This window comes from Nocardia otitidiscaviarum, assembly GCF_007362295.1.
In the GTDB taxonomy this organism is placed as follows: Bacteria; Actinomycetota; Actinomycetes; order Mycobacteriales; family Mycobacteriaceae; genus Nocardia; species Nocardia otitidiscaviarum.
On record NZ_CP041695.1, the window covers coordinates 7329575 to 7348359 of the forward strand.

Consider the following 18785-nt stretch of genomic DNA (forward strand, 5'->3'; position numbering starts at 1 on the left):
GAGCAGGGGGATGTCTCCGCCGCCCGGGGATCGGCGGCCCAGGGGGGTAGGCCGGCCAACCCAGGGCTGGACGGCCCAGGGGGGGTAGGCGGTCCAGCCGGGGCACTCTAGGTGCCGAGGACTACTGTACACAAAAGGGGGATCTTTGCGCTAGCTAAGTCTCTAAAAACCTGACTTTTTCGAACTCATGGTCTGTTTCGTTTGGAACTACTGTCGGTAGCTCGCGAGGAAGTTGCCAAATCTTTCGATCGCGACGGCCAGATCCCGAGCCCACGGCAGCGTGACGATCCGCAGGTGATCGTGATGCGGCCAGTTGAACCCGGTGCCCTGCACCATCAGGATCTTCTCCTGCAGCAGCAGATCCAGCACCAGCTTCGAATCATCGTGGATCTCATGGACTTCCGGATCCAGGCGGGGGAACGCGTACAGCGCGCCCTTGGGCTTCACGCACGACACACCCGGAATCGAGTTGAGCCGCTCCCACGCCACATCGCGCTGCTCGAGTAGTCGTCCGCCCGGCAGGATCAGATCCTCGATGCTCTGATGTCCGCCCAGCGCCACCTGGATGGCGTGCTGCGCGGGCACATTCGGGCACAGGCGGGTGGAGGCCAGCAGGTCGATGCCCTCCAGGAAGCCCGCGGCATGCTCCTTCGGTCCGGTGATCACCAGCCAACCGGCCCGGTACCCGGCCACCCGGTAGGTCTTGGACAGGCCGTTGAAGGTCAGGCAGAGCAGATCCGGCGCGAGCGTGGCCAGCGAGATGTGCTTGGCGTCGTCGTAGAGGATCTTGTCGTAGATCTCGTCGGCGAGCAGCAGCAGCTGGTGCTTGCGCGCCAGATCGACGATCTGCTGCAACACCTCCGTCGAGTACACCGCACCCGTGGGGTTGTTCGGGTTGATGACCAGCAGCGCCTTGGTCTTGTCGGTGATCTTGGATTCGATATCGGCGATATCGGGCTGCCAGCCGTTGGACTCGTCGCACAGGTAGTGCACCGGGGTGCCGCCCGAGAGCGAGGTCATGGCCGTCCACAGCGGATAGTCCGGGGCCGGGATGAGCACCTCGTCGCCATTGTTCAGCAGCGCCTGCATGGTCATGGTGATCAGCTCGGACACGCCGTTGCCCAGGTAGACGTCGTCGACGTCGAATTCCGGGAAGCCCGGCACCAGCTCGTAGCGGGTGACGATGGCGCGGCGGGCGGGCATGATGCCCTTCGACTCCGAGTAACCCTGCGCGTACGGCAGCGCCGCGATCATGTCGCGCATGATGACGTCGGGCGCGTCGAAGCCGAACGGCGCGGGGTTGCCGATATTGAGCTTGAGGATGCGATGCCCCTCGGCCTCCAGCCGTGCCGCGTGCTCGTGTACCGGTCCTCGGATCTCGTAGAGGACGTTCTGCAGCTTGGTGGACTGCTCCAGGGTGCGCGGCGCGCGGTACGGATGGTTGCTCACCCGTCCCATGGTGCCATTTGCCCGCAATGGAGTTTTCTCACCTGGGTTGATCGCCCGGTGGGATGCCCTTCGCGGCGGTGGTGCCGCAGAACTCCTCGATGCGTTCGTCCAGGCGGCGGGCCTCGATGGCCTCGCGGAAGGCTGGTCCGGCCAGCCGCTGGCGTAGGCCGGTCAGGCGTTCCTCCAGCTGGGCGATGCGCTTGTCCTCGTCGAGTTGCAGGACCGGCTGCAGGGCCTCGGTGGCCCCGTCGAGACTGCCGTTGATGAGGTGCGCGGCGGCGCTGTCCACCCGCGCGAGGGCCTCCGCCCCGTAGGAGCGCTGCTCGGTCGGACCGTTGGCGTAGAGCTCGATGGCGCGCCTGGTGGCCTGGAGCGCGGGTTCGGCCTGACCCAGATGGATGTAGGTCGCGCCCGCGTAGTACTGGCTCTTGGGTTCGTTGAATCCGAAGACGCCGCCCACCTCGTCGTGCAGCGAGTCGTTGGCGCCGCTGGAACCGCGGGCGGCCTCGGCGGCGCGGATGCAGTTCTCGGTGTCGGCGCTGCTGCCCAAACGCGACCAGATGCGCGCCTCGATATTGTGCAGCCGCACCTGCGCCGTGGTGGATTCCGCGTACTCCTGCCCGTTCTGCGCCAGCAGCACCGCGCGGCGCGGCCGCTCGGACCAGTACTCGATCAGCGCCTGCATGCCGCGCGTCCAGGCCCGTAATCCGTTGTGCCCGCACAGCTCCGCGTAAGCCCAAGCGGCCCTGGCCTGTTCGCCCGCGGCATCGTAGTAGCCGAGGTCGGTGCTGGCATTGGCGAGCAGTCCGGACAGGGTGCCCGCCAACAGATACAGGTGCGAGGTGTCTGCCGGTCTCTGATGCCCCTCGAGCAGCCGGTACACCCGGCGTCGCACGCGCAGCATCTCCACCATCATCGGGACGGGAGGCACGTGCACGTAATCGTTCGCGATGCGCGTGACATCGGCGTCGAGCTGTTCCAACGTGGTGGCTCCCACGTTGGTGCTCTCGGCCCGCCCGGCGTGCTCACTTGCTTCATGGGCAGCCGCCATGATCAGATCCCTCTCCGAAATCGCCGCTAACGCATCGCCCCTCATCGCACCCGTATCCACGAGTGACAGTAGTTCCGCGTCGCTGGAATAAATGGCCTGCGCCGAACTGCTCTGGCGCGCACTGAAACCGGGCCCGGGACGGTCGATCAGAGGCTGATCGATCAATGCCGCGAACCGCGCCCGCACAACGTCGTCGGACCTGGCCAGGGAGGTATCGAGGGCGGCCTGATTGATGGGTCGAGGATGCACCCGAATTCCCCCGGCCTCCCATTTCGACACCAAGCGTTCGTGGACACCGAGATGCGCCGCGAACTCTCGGATACTCATCCGCTTGGCATCGCGAAGGGCGCGGGCCTCTTTACCTGACCAGTGCCGGACCACGATGTCCATCCCTTCCGAACGAACTCCGATGTCCAGGGTACGAGCGTGTCGTGACATGGGCCACAAGCGAAACCGAGCTGGTATCACCGGGTCTACGCGCCGGTAACAGTGGCGGCGGAAGGGCAGCGTAAGGAGGGCGTGCGGGCGTTCTCACACGGCCGGTTCGGGGGCGACCCTGGATTCAGCAGGCAAGGAGTTCGGGGTGAATGCGGACAAGCTGAGGACCGTCGGGGACTGGGTGGCGTTCTACCGCCACGAGTTCGGTCTCCCGGTGATCGAGCGCGGCGGATTCGTAATGCTTCCGATCACCGGGCGCATAGGAGTTATCCACCTGCCGGTGGTGCGGGCCGAAAAAGTCCGCGCCGCACTGGAACAGCAAGGGGAGTCGGCGCCCATGCTGGCTCGCCAGATCCGCTGGAGTTTTCTCGTGGCGCCCGATTCCCGGCCGGGCGAACAGATACTCCAGGTGCTCAACCGTCTCGACATCGGCATACCGCCCGTCGGTTCCGCCGTCATGCTGCCCACCGGACTCGGGCAGTGGACGCGCGAGGGCTGCCACTGGGTGGTGCCGCCGAGCCGAGACAGCAAACTCCCACCGCTGTCGATGCTGATCACGACGGCTCTGGCGGTGGGTTCGGGTAGCGAGGATTGACGCCACCTCGCAACCCACCGGGTCCGCCCCATTCCTGGCAGTCGACGGGGCGGACCCGGTGGGGGTCACCCGCGCGGACGCGCGACCTCGCAGAGTGCGGCCACGCCGGCCACATCCGTCGCGAAATGGTCGAAACCCTGTGGCGCACCGGGTTCGGCGAAGGACACCTCCGCACCCTCTACCAGCAGGCCCGGCACCGGGATGCGGACGGCGGCGTGCAGATCACGGACCCCGGTGCGTTCCAGCACCTCGGCGGCATTGTCGGCGCGCAGGCCACCGCACGCCATGACGTCGATGCGGCCCTGCGCCCGGGTGACGAGTTTCGCGATGAGCGACGCGCCCTCGACGACCGAAGGCTGCCGTCCCGAGGTGAGCAGCCGAGTGAATCCGAGTTCCATCACCTGCTCGAATGCGGTGTAGGGATCGGCGCAGACATCGAAGGCGCGATGGAAGGTGACCTCCATATCCTCCGCGGCCTCGATGAGCGCGGCATTGGCGGCCATATCGACCTGGCCGTCGGCGTCCAGCACACCGAACACCACCCCCGCCGCGCCGAGTTGGCGGACCTGGCCGATATCGGCGCGCATCAGCGCCACCTCCGCGGCGGAGTAGTGGAAGTCGCCGGGACGTGGGCGGATGAGCACGTGCACCCGGGTGTTCGAGGTGAGTTCGAGGGCCTTGGCGACCAGTGCCGGACTCGGGGTCAGCCCGCCCGCGCAGAGTCCCGTGCACAGCTCGATGCGATCCGCACCGGCGCTCTCCGCCGCCTCCACGCCGCCCAGCGTCTCCACCGCGATCTCGACCCGAACCGTTCCCGCCTCCGCCATACCTATTAGTATTGACCAGCTCGCGCGCCTTCGCTTGCTGCCGGTTAGCCCGGCGCGTGTTCCTGGGCGGGCGCCGCCGGAGTCCGTGGTGGGCTCATCGGACGTGGCAGCTGTGCCGCCCGAATCGGCCACGCCGGGAGGTGCGGGTGCCGAGCGCCGGCGGCCTGTGCCTGCACCGCACGGTGTGAGCGGCTGGATGTGGGATGGGCTCGGTCGTCGCGCCGTGCGGGGCGAGGTGGCGGCGGCACCACCTCGCCCGGCGCATCACCCGCGAGCGGCTACAGGCGCTGCCAGAGGGCAGGGGTGTTCGGCGGGGTCCAGTTCGGGTCGTGGACGGTATGGGCCTGGCGGCAGCTGTAGGGAATGCCGTTGTAGGACACCACGTCACCTATGCGGTATGTGGCTCCCTGGCGCCAGGGCTCGGCGGTGGGTCGGTCGGTGGTGGGGTGCTGATGCGGCGGCGTGGTCGGCGGTGGAGCGGTCGTGGTGGGTGGGCGCGGCGTCGTGGTGGTCGGGGGCGTGGTGGTCGGGGGTGCGGTGGTGTTCGGCGCTGTGGTGGGCGTGGGATGCGTTGGGCCGGTGGGGGAGCCGCCGCCGTTGATATCCAGGTCGATACAGGAGTAGAACGCATTCGCGGTGTCCCCGATGTTCCAGATGGCGAGCAGCCGGTGCCGCCCGGTGAAATCCCCCAGATCGACACTGTGCGTGAAGGTCTGCGGCGGCGGCTCGTTGCCGCCGTCCACGAAGCCCACCCGGGTGTCGCCGATGTAGTACTCCCAGTTGGCGGTTCGGTGTGGTGCGGTGACCTTCCAGGTGAAGGACACGGTCCGCCCGACCGGGTGCACGCGCCAGCCCTTGTCGTCGTCGTCCAGCTCCGCGAAGCGGCCGACGCCGCCACTGCAGCTGCGTAGGCCCTTCGGTCCCTCCGCGCTCTGCGGTTCGTACCTGATATCCCCGCAGCTGACGACACCCTGGGCGCACTGTGCCTGTCTGCTGGCCGGGGACGACACATATCCGTGGGCGTGGGCGACACCGGCGGGCATGATCGCGACGACTATCGGCGTGATCCCGGCGAGGGCCGCGACCGTGGACAGCACTCTGCTACGTACCACCTGAATCTCCTTGTGAGACAAGAGGGCAGCGGAGGCCGGCATGCTGTCCTGAAACGGATCTGTGACGTGATCCAGACCACTTTGAAGCAAAAGCGTGCTCTAAAAGGTAGGTTCCGGCAACCCTTCAGTCAAGGGCATGTCCCAGTTCAGCCATGAAAGTTTGCTGGCCAGCAAACATTTCGAATGAAAAGAGCCCGGATCCCTTGGGATCCGGGCTCATTCACGAGCGGTGATCAGCTCTTGCGGCCGGGGGCCTTCGCATTGGACTTGAAGCCCAGGCCGCCCGGCTTGGCGGCCGGTGGCTTCGCGGCCCCGTTGCCTTCGGACGCGCCCGTGCTCTCGGCGGTGCCGCTGCCTTCGGAACCGCCCTCGGCGGCCTTCGGCTCGGATGCGGCGGCCGGGGCATCGGCCTCCGCCGGAGCCGGATCGGCCGGAGCCGCGGGCGCTTCGGCGGCCGGGGCCGCCTTGGCACCCGGAGCCTTCGGCCCGGGCCGCTTGAGCCCGGACTTCATGGCCAGACCCTTGGGTGCGATGGACGGCTTGGCCTCCGCGGGTGCGGCCGAGGAGGACTCGGCCGGTGCGGCAGCGGACTCGGTCGCCGACTCCACCGTGGCCGACTCCGCCGGAGCGGCTTCAGCCGGTGCGGCGTCTTGCGCGGGAGCGGCCTTGCCGGGGGCCTTCGCGGCCCCCTTCATGGCCAGACCCTTGCCACCCGGAGCCTTGAGTCCGCCCTTCATGGCGAGCCCGCCCGGCTTGGCGGCCGGAGTCGCGGGTGCTTCGGAGGCGGGAGCGGCGTCGGCGCTCTCGGCGGGCTGCGCGGCCGGTTCGGCAGGGGCCTTCGCGCCGGGTGCTTTCAGGCCGCCCTTCATCTGCAGGCCCTTGCCCGGTGCCTTGGCCGGACCCTTCATGGCCAAACCCTTGGCGGGCGCGGCGGGGGCTTCGGAAGCCTCGGCGGGAGCGGCACTCTCGGCCGGAGCGGCCTTCGCGCCCGGGGCCTTCAGCCCGCCCTTCATGGCCAGGCCCTTACCACCGGGAGCCTTCGCACCACCCTTCATCCCCAACCCACCACCGGCAGGCTTCGCCGCCGCAGGCGCAGCCGGGGCCGCCGCCTCGGCCGCGACCGGCTCGGGCTCGGGCTCGGCGACCGGCTCGGGCGCGGGCGCGGACTTGGGCTCCTGCACCACCCGCAGATTCTCCGACAACGTCGCGGGCTCGACCCGGTCGATGGCCTGCAGCATCAACTGCGCCACATCCACCACCTCGACACCCTGACCGACCTCGCCACCATCCTTACGCGCGGTCACCCCATCGGTCAGCATCACCCGACAGAACGGACACCCGGTCGCGATCATCGACGGCTCATTACCGCCGGACAGCGTGTCCAGGGCCTCGTCGACGCGGTCGATATTGATCCGCTTGCCGAGCTGCTCCTCCATCCACATCCGCGCACCACCGGCACCACAACACATCGACCGCTCACCGTGGCGCGGCATCTCCACCAACGACGACCCCGACGCCTCCATCAACTCCCGCGGCGCGTTGTAGATCTTGTTGTGGCGGCCCAGGTAGCACGGATCGTGATAGGTCACGTTCTGCGCCACCGGCGACACCGGAATCAACTGCTTGCCCCGCACCAGCCGGTTCAACAGCTGCGTGTGGTGCACCACCTCATAGGTGCCACCCACCTGCGGATACTCGTTGTTGAGCGCGTTGAAACAGTGCGCACAGGTGACCACGATCTTCTTCTTCGACTGCTCCACGCCCTCGAACACCGAGTTCAACAGTTCGATGTTCTGCATCGCCAGCTGCTGGAACAGGAACTCGTTACCCGCACGCCGCGCCGAGTCACCGGTGCAGGTCTCCTCCTGCCCCAACACCATGAACTTCACCCCGGCCGTGGCCAGCAGCTCGGCGACGGCCTTGGTCGTCTTCTTCGCGCGGTCCTCGTACGCGCCCGCACACCCGACCCAGAACAGGTACTCATAGCCGTCGAAGGAGTCCGCGTCCTGCCCGAAGACCGGGATGTCGAAGTCCATCTCATTGATCCAGTTGAGACGGTCCTTGGCGTTCTGACCCCACGGGTTGCCCTTGTTCTCCAGATTCTTGAACAACCCGGCCAGCTCCGACGGGAACTCCGACTCGATCAACACCTGGTAGCGGCGCATATCGATAATGTGGTCCACATGCTCGATATCGACCGGGCACTGCTCCACACACGCACCACAGGTCGTGCACGACCACAACACCTCCGGATCGATGACGCCGTGCACGTCCTCGCCGCCGACCAGCGGACGCTCGGCCTCGGTGCGCGCGGCCTCGGAGATCTTGGCGAGCTTGGCCTCGTCCGGCTTGCCGTCGGCATCGACCAGGCCGACCTCGTCGCCGCCCATATCTTTGCGGCCACCCGCGAGCAGGTACGGGGCCTTGGCGTAGCCGTGGTCGCGCAGCGACATGATCAGCAGCTTGGGCGAGAGCGGCTTGCCGGTGTTCCAGGCCGGGCACTGCGACTGGCAGCGACCGCATTCGGTGCAGGTGGTGACGTCGAGGATGTCCTTCCAGGAGAAGTCCTCGAACTTGCCGACGCCGAAGGTGTCGTTGTCGGGGTCGGCGGTTTCCATATCGATGGCCTTGCCGCCGGACATCATGGGCTTGGCCGCGCCGAGGGCGACGTCGCCGTCGTCCTCACGCTTGAAGTAGATGTTCGGGAACGCGGCGAACCGGTGCCACGCCACACCCCACGTCAGGTTGCGGCCGACCAACAGCAGGAAGAGGCTGCCGGACATCAGCTTCACGAACGCGAAGACGGAGATCATGACCCCGCTCGCGGGGAGCAGTTCGGCGACCCGCATGGTGAAGAAGTCGGTGGCCGGGTTCGCGTGCCCGTAGGTCGCGATCTTGCCCGCCTTCACCAGGATCATGCCCAGGCCCTCGACCAGGACGATGGCCTCGATGGTGTACGCCGGACCGAACTTCGAACCGCTGAATCGCGACAGCCGCTCCGGCATGCGCGGGTGGTTCAGCTGGCGAATGACGATCAGCGTGACGATGCCGACGACGGTGCCGATACCGAGGATCTCGTCCCACAGGTGGTAGACCGCCCAGTCACCGAAGATCGGCCAGTGGAATTCGGGGTTGAACGTTTGTCCGTACGCCTCGAAGAAGAGGATGAAACCGCCGAGGAAGCCGATCATCACCAGCCAGTGCGCCCAGCCGACGGTGCGGAATTTGTTCATCCGCGTGTGGGCCAGGAACTCGACGAGCATCTGCTTGAAACGCGGGAAGAACGGCCGCCAGCGATCGGGCGCGGGCTGGCCGACCATGACGGTGCGTGCGATGTTTGCCACACCGCCGACGAACGACGCCCAACACAAAAGACTGAGCGTCGCTCCGATCGCGCCCAGCGTCACTGTCAGGGCATTCATGTCGCGACCTTTCTTCGGGCTACGAGCCTGCGCGGGGTTGGCCTGCTCCAACTCCGGTGTGCACGTATCTTAACGAACGGTAAGTTACCCGCCGGTAACTTATTCGTCCAGAGCTTTCCCGCACTGTAAATCGCGACAAATCCGGAGCCCAACCAAGGGTCGGCTAACTTACACAGCTCACAACCGTCGCCGAGAAAGGAATGTCGCATATCACCACTTGTTGGACTAAGCTCACGCTGTCCGTTGTGCTGTGCGCATCTTCACACTGCTCGGGGAGGTTCTCGCTGACATTCGCGCCCCACGCGCGAACGTGTCACGAGGGAAGCGTGAGCTCTCGCGGTGAGGATGCGGCAGCGGAGACCTGATGATCGATTGGATAACCGAATGAAGTTTCGCGGCACCATTGCGGCGGCTGCTCTGGCGATCGGCGCACTGACCGTCGGTTCCACCGTCGCACATGCCGAAGAGGCGCCCGCGCCCCAGGATGTGAGCTACTCCGTCAAGCTCGTCGACAAGACCATTGTCGCCACGCTGAAGAACGGCACGTTCGAGCTCACCGAGGTCGCGGTCGAGGGTGGGGAACCCGAGGACAAGCAGACGATGGTGAACGTCAAGGACACTCAGGGCGCCACCCTCATCTCGTTCCCGCTGGCGTTCGACATCGCCGGTTCCGAGGTCGAGGTGAAGTCGGAGCTCAAGAACGAGGACTCGGTGCTCGAGGTCGTTCCGGAGGCCCCGGCCGACTTCCAGCCCGGCACCCAGCCGCTCACCGTGCAGCCCATCGCGTCGCCGATGGAGGATCAGCGCGCGATGAACAGCTTCTCCAGCCAGTTCGGTATGGCCACCGCCATCGGTGGCTTCGTCGGCACCGCCATCGGAGCCATCATCGGCTGCATCGTGACCATCCCGGCCATGTGCGTTCCCGGCCTGGTCGCGGGTGCGGGCATCGGCGGCATTCTCGGCACCATCGCGGTGGGTGGGCCGACCCTGATCGCCGCGGGCCTGGAGCTCATCCAGACCCTCCAGGCGGCCCCGGGCACCACCAAGTGGGCCAACTGACACCGCATCCGTAATACGCGTACGGCCCCCGTCTCCGCAGGGAGACGGGGGCCGTACGCGTATCGGGCACCCGCCGTGCGGTGGGCCGCCCACAACAGACGAAACCCCTTATGGTCTGCGGAATTCGCACACCATAAGGGGTACTCCCCGTGGTCGGGTCGAGGCTAGGCGCCCCAGTTGCAGGAACCCGCGGCGCCGCCCGCGGAAATGGTGCACATGGACTGCAGGAGCTTGAGCAGCATTCCCGCGACACCGGTATCGCCTGCGATGAAGAGCATGAGGTACCTCGAAAGTTCGTGTGTGCAAATGACTCTGGCGCGTACAGCGCCAGCGATTCGGTACCTTACCTAGATTTCGGGTTTTCGCCTAGTTCGGGTCGAGACCGATGCGACCGCTGTAACTCCGGGTGTCCCGTTCGCGGCCGAACCTGCCGAAGCTGCGTTCGACCATCTCGAAGCCGCCGTCCTCGCGCACCAGCAGCACCGTGCTGCACCGGGTGCCGTGCAGGGTGTGGGCGATGAAGCGGGCGGAGGCGGTGCGCTCCATGCGGCGGCTGAGGCCGGTATCGGGGAGTTCGGTGTCGAGGGCGCGGGTGCGGTCGGCCAGGACCCGGAGATACCCCTCGATATCTCCGGGCGTGGACTCGACCACCGACCGCAGCGCCCGGACGCCCTCGCGGACCTTGGGCCACGCGGGTCGTTCGGTGCCGGTGCGGATGTCGCGGGAATCGGGTTCGGCCGAACCCACCACCGCGTCGTTGGAGATGCCGTGGAAGCCCGGGGCGAGCTCTCGGGGCGCGGACCCGCTGCGATTGCTGTGCCACCACAGCGTCTCCAGGTCCGACACCACCAGGTTGTAGCCGTTGTAGTCGTCCGGCTCCGCCGCCACCGCGCGCACGGTCTTCTCCGGATCGGCCTCGCCGCGCAGGTAGTCCATCAGCAGCGCGCCGCGGGAGCGGACGTCTGTGCGGTTCTCGCCGGGGCGCCGCACATTCGTCACCGTCGCGAACCGCCGTCCCGCCGGAGACACTCCGAGCCAGGTTCCGGGGATCTCATCTCCGGCTCCGAGATCCCGCCCGGCCAGCAGGTCCGGAGCCTCCGGCCACCAGCGCAGCGTTTCCGTTGCCCGCGTGTAGAACTCATCCCGATTCGCGGCCACGATCAGCCGATACTCCGGATGCGCTCGCCACCCGACCAACACCAGACACATATCCCCAGCATGCCGCACGACGGCGGGTCCGGCCTACCGCCCGACGACGCCGATTCACCCCGGAGCGCCGCCCCTGCGCCGCCACTGGGCACACCCTCCCCCGCATACACGAAAGGCCGGTAGCGCAAGAGCTACCGGCCTTTTCGGGCTTACCGAGATCAGTTGCGGACGCGCAGCCCCGGGTTGTCGGAGAGCACGACACTCACCGGCTGGGCGAACAGCTGCGGGGTGTTGCCGGTCAGCAGGCCGATCAGGTTGGGGATCTCGCAGATCGGGTAGTCGGCGACCGAGGAGGCCGAGGAGATGCCCAGCGCCAGGGTGCCGGTGACGATCGGACCGCCGGAGTCGCCCGGCAGAGCGCAGATATTGGCGGAGAAGCTCTGCGTGAGCTGCCGGTCGCCGACCTGCACCACCTGATCGATCGCGTTCACCACGCCGCAGCTGAAGCCGGTGCGCGAGCCGGACTTGCAGACCGGAGCGCCGACGACCGGAACCGCCACGCCGGTGACCGCGATCGGGTTGTTGCCCGGCACCCGCACCAGGTTGTTGTCGAAGCGACCCCGCACCTGGTCATCGATGGACAGGATGGAGTAGTCCTGGTTGCCCAGCACCGACTTCTGGAAGGTGCCCAGCTTCACGCCCGGTTCGTCGCCGGGCAGCAGCTCGTACGCACTGGGCGAGTTCGCGCCGCCGGTGGCCGGGATGTTCGGGTTGCAGTGGCCCGCGGTGATGTTCACGGTCCGGCCCGCGCTGTCGGTGCCGTTGAAGCCCAGCGAGCAGCGCAGCGACATGCGGCCCGCCACCGACGCGTAGCCGTCACCGGCAGCCAGCGGTCCGCCCGTGGCGTCCGCGATCTCGCCGGCCTTGCGCACGTCGGCCTCCTCGCCCGCCACCGGCGGGGCGGGCATCACGATGACGCGTGCCGGATCGACGAAGCTCGGCAGCGGCAGGTCGGAGGTGTCCGCCCGCACCGCGATGCTGTTGTTGACGGTGTCGATGGCCACGCCGCGCACCAGCTTCGACACGGCCTCCGGCTGCTGCTCCAGCCAGCGCTGGAAGGCGTTCTTCTCACCGCGCAGCACGGCCTCGCTCTTGGCCACGTCGCGCACCTGGAAGCCCGCGTCGGCGGCGGCCTGGCGGGCGGCGTCGAAGTTCTCGCCCTGCGCCAGCGCCACGACGCCCTGTCCGGCCTCGTTGAGCCAGGCGCCGCCGAACACCTGTGGGAACTGCCGCTGCGCGGTGGTGGCGAAGGCCGCCACCTGCTGGGCCAGATCGGCGCGCTGCAGGTACTCCTGCGGGGAGATCTTCAGATCGCGCTGGACGGCGTTGATCAGCTCCTGCGGCAGGTTCGGCGCCGGTTCCGCATGGGCGCTCGCTGCCAGGGGTCCGGCTGTCAGCAGCGCAGTGGCCGCGATCGCTGCAGTACGGACGAGGGCGCGCGGTCGACCCGCGGCAGGCGAAAAACGCATACGTGGCAGGAGCATGAGCCGACTATATGGTGTCGAGCCCGTTATGCCTACTTATCTCGGGGTGACGTTTCGGTATTCCGCAGGCTAACGAACGGCGTGTCGGCTTCAAGATCACAGCGTGTCGCCCTCACCCGACGTTCGGGCGGGTGCGCACCTGGATACCGCTGCCCAGTCCGCCGCCGGAATTGGCGTCGATATCAGCCAGAATGGCGCGGATCGGAATGCCCAGGGTGGCCGTTCCACCGTACTGCGCCAGCGCCGTATTGGCCTCGTTGCAGTTCGGCGCGTCGGCGGCATTCGAACCACTGGTGATACCCAGGGCCAGCGTGCCGGAGACGATGGCGCCACCGGAGTCGCCGCCCAGCGTGCACGCGCTGCTGGCGAAACCGCGAATGATCTTGGAGTCGCCCTCGGCGGTGTACAGCTGCGTCTCCACTCGGTCGGCCACCACGAAACCGCAAGTGAACGTGGAGGATTGACCCGACTTGCACACCGGCGCGCCGACGATCGGATCCGCCACCCCGGTGATGGTGAGCGTGGTGCCGTTCGAGCCGCGCACCGACGGCTGGTCCATGCCGTTGCGCACGGCCGCGTCGTTCAGCTTGATGACCGAGTAGTCCAGCGAGCTGCGCCCGCCCAGCTGCGAACTCACGAAGGTGCCGACCTGCGGGCTGGCCGCCAGGTCCCGCACGTTCGGCAGGTACACATCGGCCTGCTGATCGGCCTTGCCGAAGTTCGGATTGCAGTGTCCGGCACTGATGTTGAGGGCATTGCCGCCCGCGTCGGTGGCGTTGAAGCCGAAGGAGCACACATCCACGCTCTGCAGCGAGGAGTCGCCCAGCGAGGTCGGAGCGCTGATATAGGTGTCGCCGCCCATGGGACGCCGTTCCACCGGACCGCCGCTGCCCGGGGCGAGCATCACCTTGATATTCGCGATGAGGGTGGGCAGATTCAGCAGATGGCCGACCGGGGTATTGGCGACCGACAGCACCAGCTGGCTGTTGAGGAAGTCGATGGCCACCGAATTGATGGCCGAGGACAGATCCATGGGCAGTTCGGCGATCCACGAATTCAGCTGGCCCATGGCGAATTCCAGATTGTCCGCGCTGACCGGAGCCAACCGGGTCTGATATCCGGCGTCGGCGGCGATCTTGGCGGCGTCCACCGAGGTGACCGCCACGACGGGTTTGCCGTCCTGGCCGAGCCACGCGCCCGCGAATTCCTCGGGTCGCTCGGTCCGGAAATCCCGTGCGTAGTCCCGCAATTCCTGGGCGCGCGTGGAGCGATCCAGATACTCGGCGGGCGTCATACCCAGATCACGCTGAATGGCCTGCGTCAGTTCCGGAGGCAGCTGATCGGCCGAGAGCTGCGGCGATACCGCCTCATCGGCGAGCGCGGGTGCCGCGGCGAACAGGGGGCCGACTAGAACGGTCGAGGTGAAAGCGATGGTGGCTGCTCGAACCGCGGCGCGACGCGCCAAGAACTTGCGCATGGAGTCCCTTCGTAGTGCACCAGCAGACCGCGACGCCCCGTGGTGAGGGTTACACCGGTCAGCGCATCACTTTATGCCATAGCGCACAGAAGGTCGCCACTTGTATCAGTTCTCGCCGAGCGACCACGGATCGCTGAAAATGGGCGGCGGCGGGATCTGGAGTGTGGGCAGCTCCGGCGGCCGGTAGATGTACGGCGGCACCCGGGTCGTGGTCGACGGGCGTGTCGTGGTGGAACTCGGCGGCGTCTCGGTGGTGGTGGGCGGCGGTTCCGGCGCCGGGGGCGGTTCGGGTTCGGTTGTCGGCGTTGGCACTTCGACGACGGGCGGCGGGGCGGGAAGCGGGGGCTCCTCGGACGGCGTCGGCTCCGGCGGCACCGCGCCCGCGGTGGCGAAGGGTTCGGACCGCACCTCGCCGCGCGGCGGACCCGGCTTCTCCTCGTCCGGACGCAACACCGCGGCGACGCCCAGGCCACCCAGCAGCAAACCGATCAGGGCCGCCGCGACGGCGATCAGCAGTGGTCCGCGATGGCGGGTGGGCGGCTCCGGGGCCGGCTCCTCGGCCTCCGCCTCGACGGCCGGTTCGGTGGTGGTGGCGGCGGGAATGGCGACCGAGTACGCCTGCGCGGGCGGGTCCGGCACCGGAATGGTGGGCAGCACCTCGGTGACGTCGGAGTAGTTCTCGGTGACCGTGGGATCGGGTGGGGTGACACCCGCCGGAGTGGAGAGCACGGCGGCGAGGGCGGCTCGCGCGGCCTGATAGGCGAGGGCCTTGCCGGTGTCGGAGTCGGGCGTGGGTAGGTCGCGCTCGCTGACCAGCACCACCGATTTCAGGCCCAGATAATCCAGCGCCTCGCGGACGGCGCGGATGTTCTCCTCCGGCCACGCGGTCGGATGCGTCGCGTAGAACTCGGCGGGACCTTCGAGATATTCGGCGGCCAGATTGATCAGGCAGAACGCGGCGGTGGCCCACAGATCCTCGGCGCGATACGCCTCACCGTCGTCGACCGGGATGCCCGCCGGGTCGCCGACGGCGGCGGCGAATCCGCCGATGGAGTGCGTATGGCCGGCCGGCTGCTCGCCGCCCAGTTCGGCGTCACCGTCGTCGGACATGTGCAAGCGCGACTCGCGGACGATGTAGTGCACCGGGAGGGTGGCATCGTCCCCGGTCACGATCGCGGCGACGCATTCGTCGTCCGCGATCCGCAGGCCCACCCCAGTGGCCATCCTCGTTACCTCACTCGGTGCGTGCGGGTCTGGCGTCCGCGCCCCGAGGCTCACACGAGTAGGGACCCGTGGCCCATGGCGCGGAGCATTGACAATAACTCCGATCGCGACCCGGCACCGATTCGACGTCGTATCCGCGCCACATGGTGCTCCACCGTCTTGGCCGAAATATAGAGGCGAGCGCCGATCTCACGGTAGGTGAGACCGAGCAGGACCAGTTCGGCCACCTCCCGTTCACGCTCGCTGAGCACGGCGTCCGGCACCGGGTCGGGGCGCGGGGCCGGGGTGGGCAGCGGGCGGATGGGCTGCTCGGGCGGGCGGGACTGCACCCGCACGGTCCTGGCCAACTTCAACAGGGCCGTCGCGGTGCCGGAGTCGTCGGCCGTCAGCGCCGCCTCGCTGGCGAGCCGGGCGGCGTCCCAACTGAGACCCAGTCCCGCGAGCCGCCGCACCGCCGCCTCCACGGGGACGCGCTCCACCTGGCCGCGCAACACCAGCACCCAGGTGCGACCCGCGTCGGCCAGGGCGGCGGCCTGGGTGTCACCCGCCTCCGCGGCCGCCTTCAACCGGTGCGCGTGCGGCAGCAGCCGGTCGGGGCGCTCGTGCGCGATGGCGGCCTGGATGGCGTACCAGTGGAAGGAGTTCGCCCAGGCGGGCGGATCGCCGAGGCGGCGCAGCAGCCGCCGGGCGTCGTCGACCAGCGCGGACACCCGGCTCTCGTCCCGCAACCGGATTCCGGCCAGCCACAGTTCGCCGATCGGCAGCAGGGTCAGCAGGTCGGCGCCCACCTCGTCGAACAGGGGTGCGGCGGCCTGCCAGGCCAGGGTGAGCGCGCTGTGATCGCCGCCGCGCCGCGCCAGGCCGACGATCACCGCGTGCGCGAGCAGCCGGTCCCGCGGATCCAGTGCCGCGATATCGAGCTGGTCGACCGCCTCGGCCGCCGCCCGCTCGTCGCCGCCCAGCATGGCCACCCATGCCGCCAGCACCCGCCGCTGCGGATCGGTCGATGCGCCGCGCAGGGCATCGGCCGCCCGCCGGGGCTCGCCGATGCTCAGGCACAGCAGGGTGGCGATGGAGACCGCCGAGCACGGCAGGAACCGATCCCCACCCGCCTCGGAAGGCGCGAGCCCGGAATGCGCGGCGTGAATGAGCGCGGACGCCGCGGCCATGGTGGCACCACGCCGTGCATCGGCGTGCACCTGCGGGAAGCCCAGGCCTGCCGTCTCGGATGCGGTGGTGTCCGCGGGTTCGGTGCGGGCATACCCGGGTGCCCCGGTCGGCCGAACCGGTGCCGCGACCGTGCCGCCTGCCGAGAAGTCCTGCCGTGCCCCATCGGTGGTGCCCGGTCGTGAACCGCCGGTGGCGCCGGGTCGTGAACTGTCGGTGGCGCCCGGCTGTGAACCGTCGCCCGTGGCGCCCGGCTGTGATCCGTCGCCCGTGGCGCCGGGTCGTGAACCGTCGCCGGTTGAGCCCGGCTGGGAACCGTCGCCAGTGGAGCCCGGCCACCCGGCGACCGCGGGCGGTGTGCTGGGCGGTGCGGTCGTGAACGGTCCGGCGGTCCGTGCGGTGTCGGAGGCTGCGGTACCCCGTTCGGGCGTCGTGGTGGTACCGGCGTCGAGGAACGATCGTGTCGCGGCGCTGCCCGGCGGTGCCTCGGCGGGCCCGGCGCGCTCCGGCGTCGTGGGGCGGCTGTCGCCGATCGCGGACACGGAGCCCGGGCTCGATGCCGGGCGTACGGCCATCGCGTCGCCGCCGGTCGTGGAGTGCGTGCGCACGGGCGCGGCGCCCGACACGGTGGCAGCGGACGGCGAGCCGCCATCGGAGTGCCGTCGTGTCGAATCATCGTGGCGATGCGCTGCCGGCGGCGTCGCATCCCCGGGTGGTGTCGGGGTTTCGGAATGCGGTGCGGCCACGGGTGACACCGAACTCTCGGGGTGGTCCGCCGCCGGGGATGCTCCGGGTGCCGGAGTGCCGTGGGATTCGCGCGGTGGTCGCGTCGCGGCGCGCGGGGTGCGCGGGCCGGGTTCGACCGACTTGGCCAGGGCGGTGGCGATGGTCGCGGCGCGGGCGGTGGCCTCGGTGGGGGGCCAGCGGTCGGCGGAGGCGGAGAGGGCGCGGGCCACGGCGGGGTCGCCCGCGAGGTAGAGCACCGTCGCGCCGACGGCCCAGTCCGCGCCGATGCGCTGCGGGCCGAGCCAGGTGTAGAGCTGGGCGGCCCGGGAGATGAGGCCCCGGCGGGTCCAGACCCCCGCGCAGATGCGCACGGCGGCGGCCAGTTCCGCGGGCGCGATATCCTCGCGGGCCAGGGCGGGTTCGGCCAGTCGCAGGGCGGTGTCGCAGTCGCCGGCCCGCGCGGCGGCATCGGCCCAGCGCACGGCGATGGTGTTCGGGTCGGCTCCGGCCGCCGCGACGGCCGCGTAGTAGCGCGTCGCCTCATCGCCAGCCTTTTCCGCTGCGGCGCAGAGGAACTCGGCGAGGCGCGGATCGCGCACCCCGGATTCGGCCAGCAGCAGCGCGGTGTGGTCGCGCAGCAGCCCGGCGTCCAGGCGGGCCCGCAGCAGGCGGCGCTGCACGCCCAGGAAACGGCGGTCGCCGACCAGCGTGCGCAGCGGGGTCACCGCGGGCGCCAGCAGCAGATCGGCGTCGGTGATGAGGGCGCTGGCTCGGGCGCGGTCCACCAGATCCTGTGCGGCCCCGAGGTTCACCTCCAGCACCTCGGCCAGCTCACTGGCGTCCAGGCCCGCGCCGATGGCCGCCACCACCAGGGTGTCGAGCAACTCCGGATCGGCGTCGTCGAGACGGGCGCGCGCCCAGGACGTGACGGCGCTGTCGACCGCGCCCATACCGGCGTCCAGGCGGGTAGCGCAGGCGGCGGCCAGGGCCGCCACCACACCGCCGTGGATGCCGCCGGTCTGGCGGTGGATGTGCTGGGCGATGCCGCGCGGCACCATCATGCCGAGTTCCCTTGCGAACGGCGCGATTTCGGCCACCGCGAGGGCGCGCAGGTCGACCACGCGCCCGCGCCGAGACACCAGATCGGTGAGGGCGCGCAGGCGAGCGTCGTGCGGGCGCGGGCGGGTGGCGATGACCACCGTGCGGTGTCCGGATTCCGCTGCGGCGCAGAGGGCTTCGAGCGCCGCATCGGACAGTGTGTGGGCATCGTCCACCACGAGAGCCGTGCGGGCGACCCGGCCCGAACCGGGATGGGTTGTGGTGACGGGCGATCCGCCGCCCTGGCCGTCGTGCGGGTTGTCCGTCGGTATGGTCCCCCGCGTCCGCAGCCGATTGCGAATGGCCGACAGCAGTGTGGACTTGCCGGTGCCCGAGCGGCCCCGGACCAGGTACAGCAGGGGAACCGAATCCTCGGAATCCAGTTCCCGGAACAGATCTCGCGTGTAGGGCAGCGAGTCGAGCGCTATGGGTATGTTTCCGGCCACG

Annotated in this window: 12 protein-coding genes; 2 read left to right on the top strand and 10 right to left on the bottom strand. The window is 68.9% G+C overall.

Annotated features, from left to right (window positions below; genetic code table 11):
* Positions 1-207 precede the first annotated feature (207 nt).
* Both FOH10_RS33015 and FOH10_RS33020 read right to left on the bottom strand, forming a co-directional pair.
* Positions 208-1458 carry a pyridoxal phosphate-dependent aminotransferase gene (locus FOH10_RS33015; protein ID WP_029930227.1) on the bottom strand — a complete coding sequence of 417 codons (1251 nt, stop codon included), beginning with the start codon at positions 1456-1458 and terminating at the stop codon, positions 208-210.
* Between the two features lie 28 nt (positions 1459-1486).
* Complete coding sequence (locus FOH10_RS33020) at positions 1487-2938, bottom strand: helix-turn-helix domain-containing protein (RefSeq protein WP_483406960.1); 1452 nt, start codon at positions 2936-2938, stop codon at positions 1487-1489.
* Between the two features lie 145 nt (positions 2939-3083).
* Here FOH10_RS33020 and FOH10_RS33025 point away from each other — a divergent pair, with 145 nt between their 5' ends.
* Positions 3084-3533, top strand: a complete 450-nt coding sequence (locus FOH10_RS33025; protein WP_029930225.1) for a hypothetical protein — start codon at positions 3084-3086, stop codon at positions 3531-3533.
* Between the two features lie 65 nt (positions 3534-3598).
* Here FOH10_RS33025 and FOH10_RS33030 read toward each other — a convergent pair whose 3' ends face one another.
* From FOH10_RS33030 to FOH10_RS33040, 3 genes are all read right to left on the bottom strand, one after another.
* Complete coding sequence (locus FOH10_RS33030; RefSeq protein ID WP_143983562.1) at positions 3599-4360, bottom strand: copper homeostasis protein CutC; 762 nt, start codon at positions 4358-4360, stop codon at positions 3599-3601.
* Positions 4361-4638: 278 nt separating this feature from the next.
* Positions 4639-5472, bottom strand: a complete 834-nt coding sequence (locus FOH10_RS33035) for a lytic polysaccharide monooxygenase (protein WP_244961476.1) — start codon at positions 5470-5472, stop codon at positions 4639-4641.
* Positions 5473-5705: 233 nt separating this feature from the next.
* A complete protein-coding gene (locus FOH10_RS33040; RefSeq protein WP_143983564.1) occupies positions 5706-8894 on the bottom strand; it encodes a (Fe-S)-binding protein in 3189 nt (1062 codons plus the stop codon).
* A gap of 384 nt (positions 8895-9278) precedes the next feature.
* On the opposite strand from FOH10_RS33040, the gene FOH10_RS33045 reads away from it, so the two are divergent.
* The gene (locus FOH10_RS33045; RefSeq protein ID WP_143983565.1) at positions 9279-9953 is read left to right on the top strand and encodes a DUF8020 domain-containing protein; all 675 of its coding nucleotides are present in this window, start codon (positions 9279-9281) and stop codon (positions 9951-9953) included.
* A gap of 366 nt (positions 9954-10319) precedes the next feature.
* On the opposite strand, the gene FOH10_RS33050 is transcribed toward FOH10_RS33045, so the two are convergent.
* The 5 genes from FOH10_RS33050 to FOH10_RS35980 all read right to left on the bottom strand — a co-directional run bounded on the left by FOH10_RS33050 (position 10320) and on the right by FOH10_RS35980 (position 18784).
* Complete coding sequence (locus FOH10_RS33050; protein ID WP_143983566.1) at positions 10320-11162, bottom strand: NRDE family protein; 843 nt, start codon at positions 11160-11162, stop codon at positions 10320-10322.
* Between the two features lie 158 nt (positions 11163-11320).
* Entirely contained in the window at positions 11321-12646 is a 1326-nt protein-coding gene (locus FOH10_RS33055; RefSeq protein ID WP_228814947.1) for a S1 family peptidase, read from the bottom strand.
* Between the two features lie 112 nt (positions 12647-12758).
* Positions 12759-14123: a S1 family peptidase gene (locus FOH10_RS33060; protein WP_143983567.1), complete on the bottom strand. Its 1365-nt coding sequence runs from the start codon at positions 14121-14123 to the stop codon at positions 12759-12761.
* Positions 14124-14228: 105 nt separating this feature from the next.
* A complete protein-coding gene (locus tag FOH10_RS33065; RefSeq protein WP_143983568.1) occupies positions 14229-15347 on the bottom strand; it encodes a hypothetical protein in 1119 nt (372 codons plus the stop codon).
* A gap of 50 nt (positions 15348-15397) precedes the next feature.
* A complete protein-coding gene (locus FOH10_RS35980) occupies positions 15398-18784 on the bottom strand; it encodes a LuxR C-terminal-related transcriptional regulator (RefSeq protein WP_244961477.1) in 3387 nt (1128 codons plus the stop codon).
* Position 18785 lies beyond the last annotated feature (1 nt).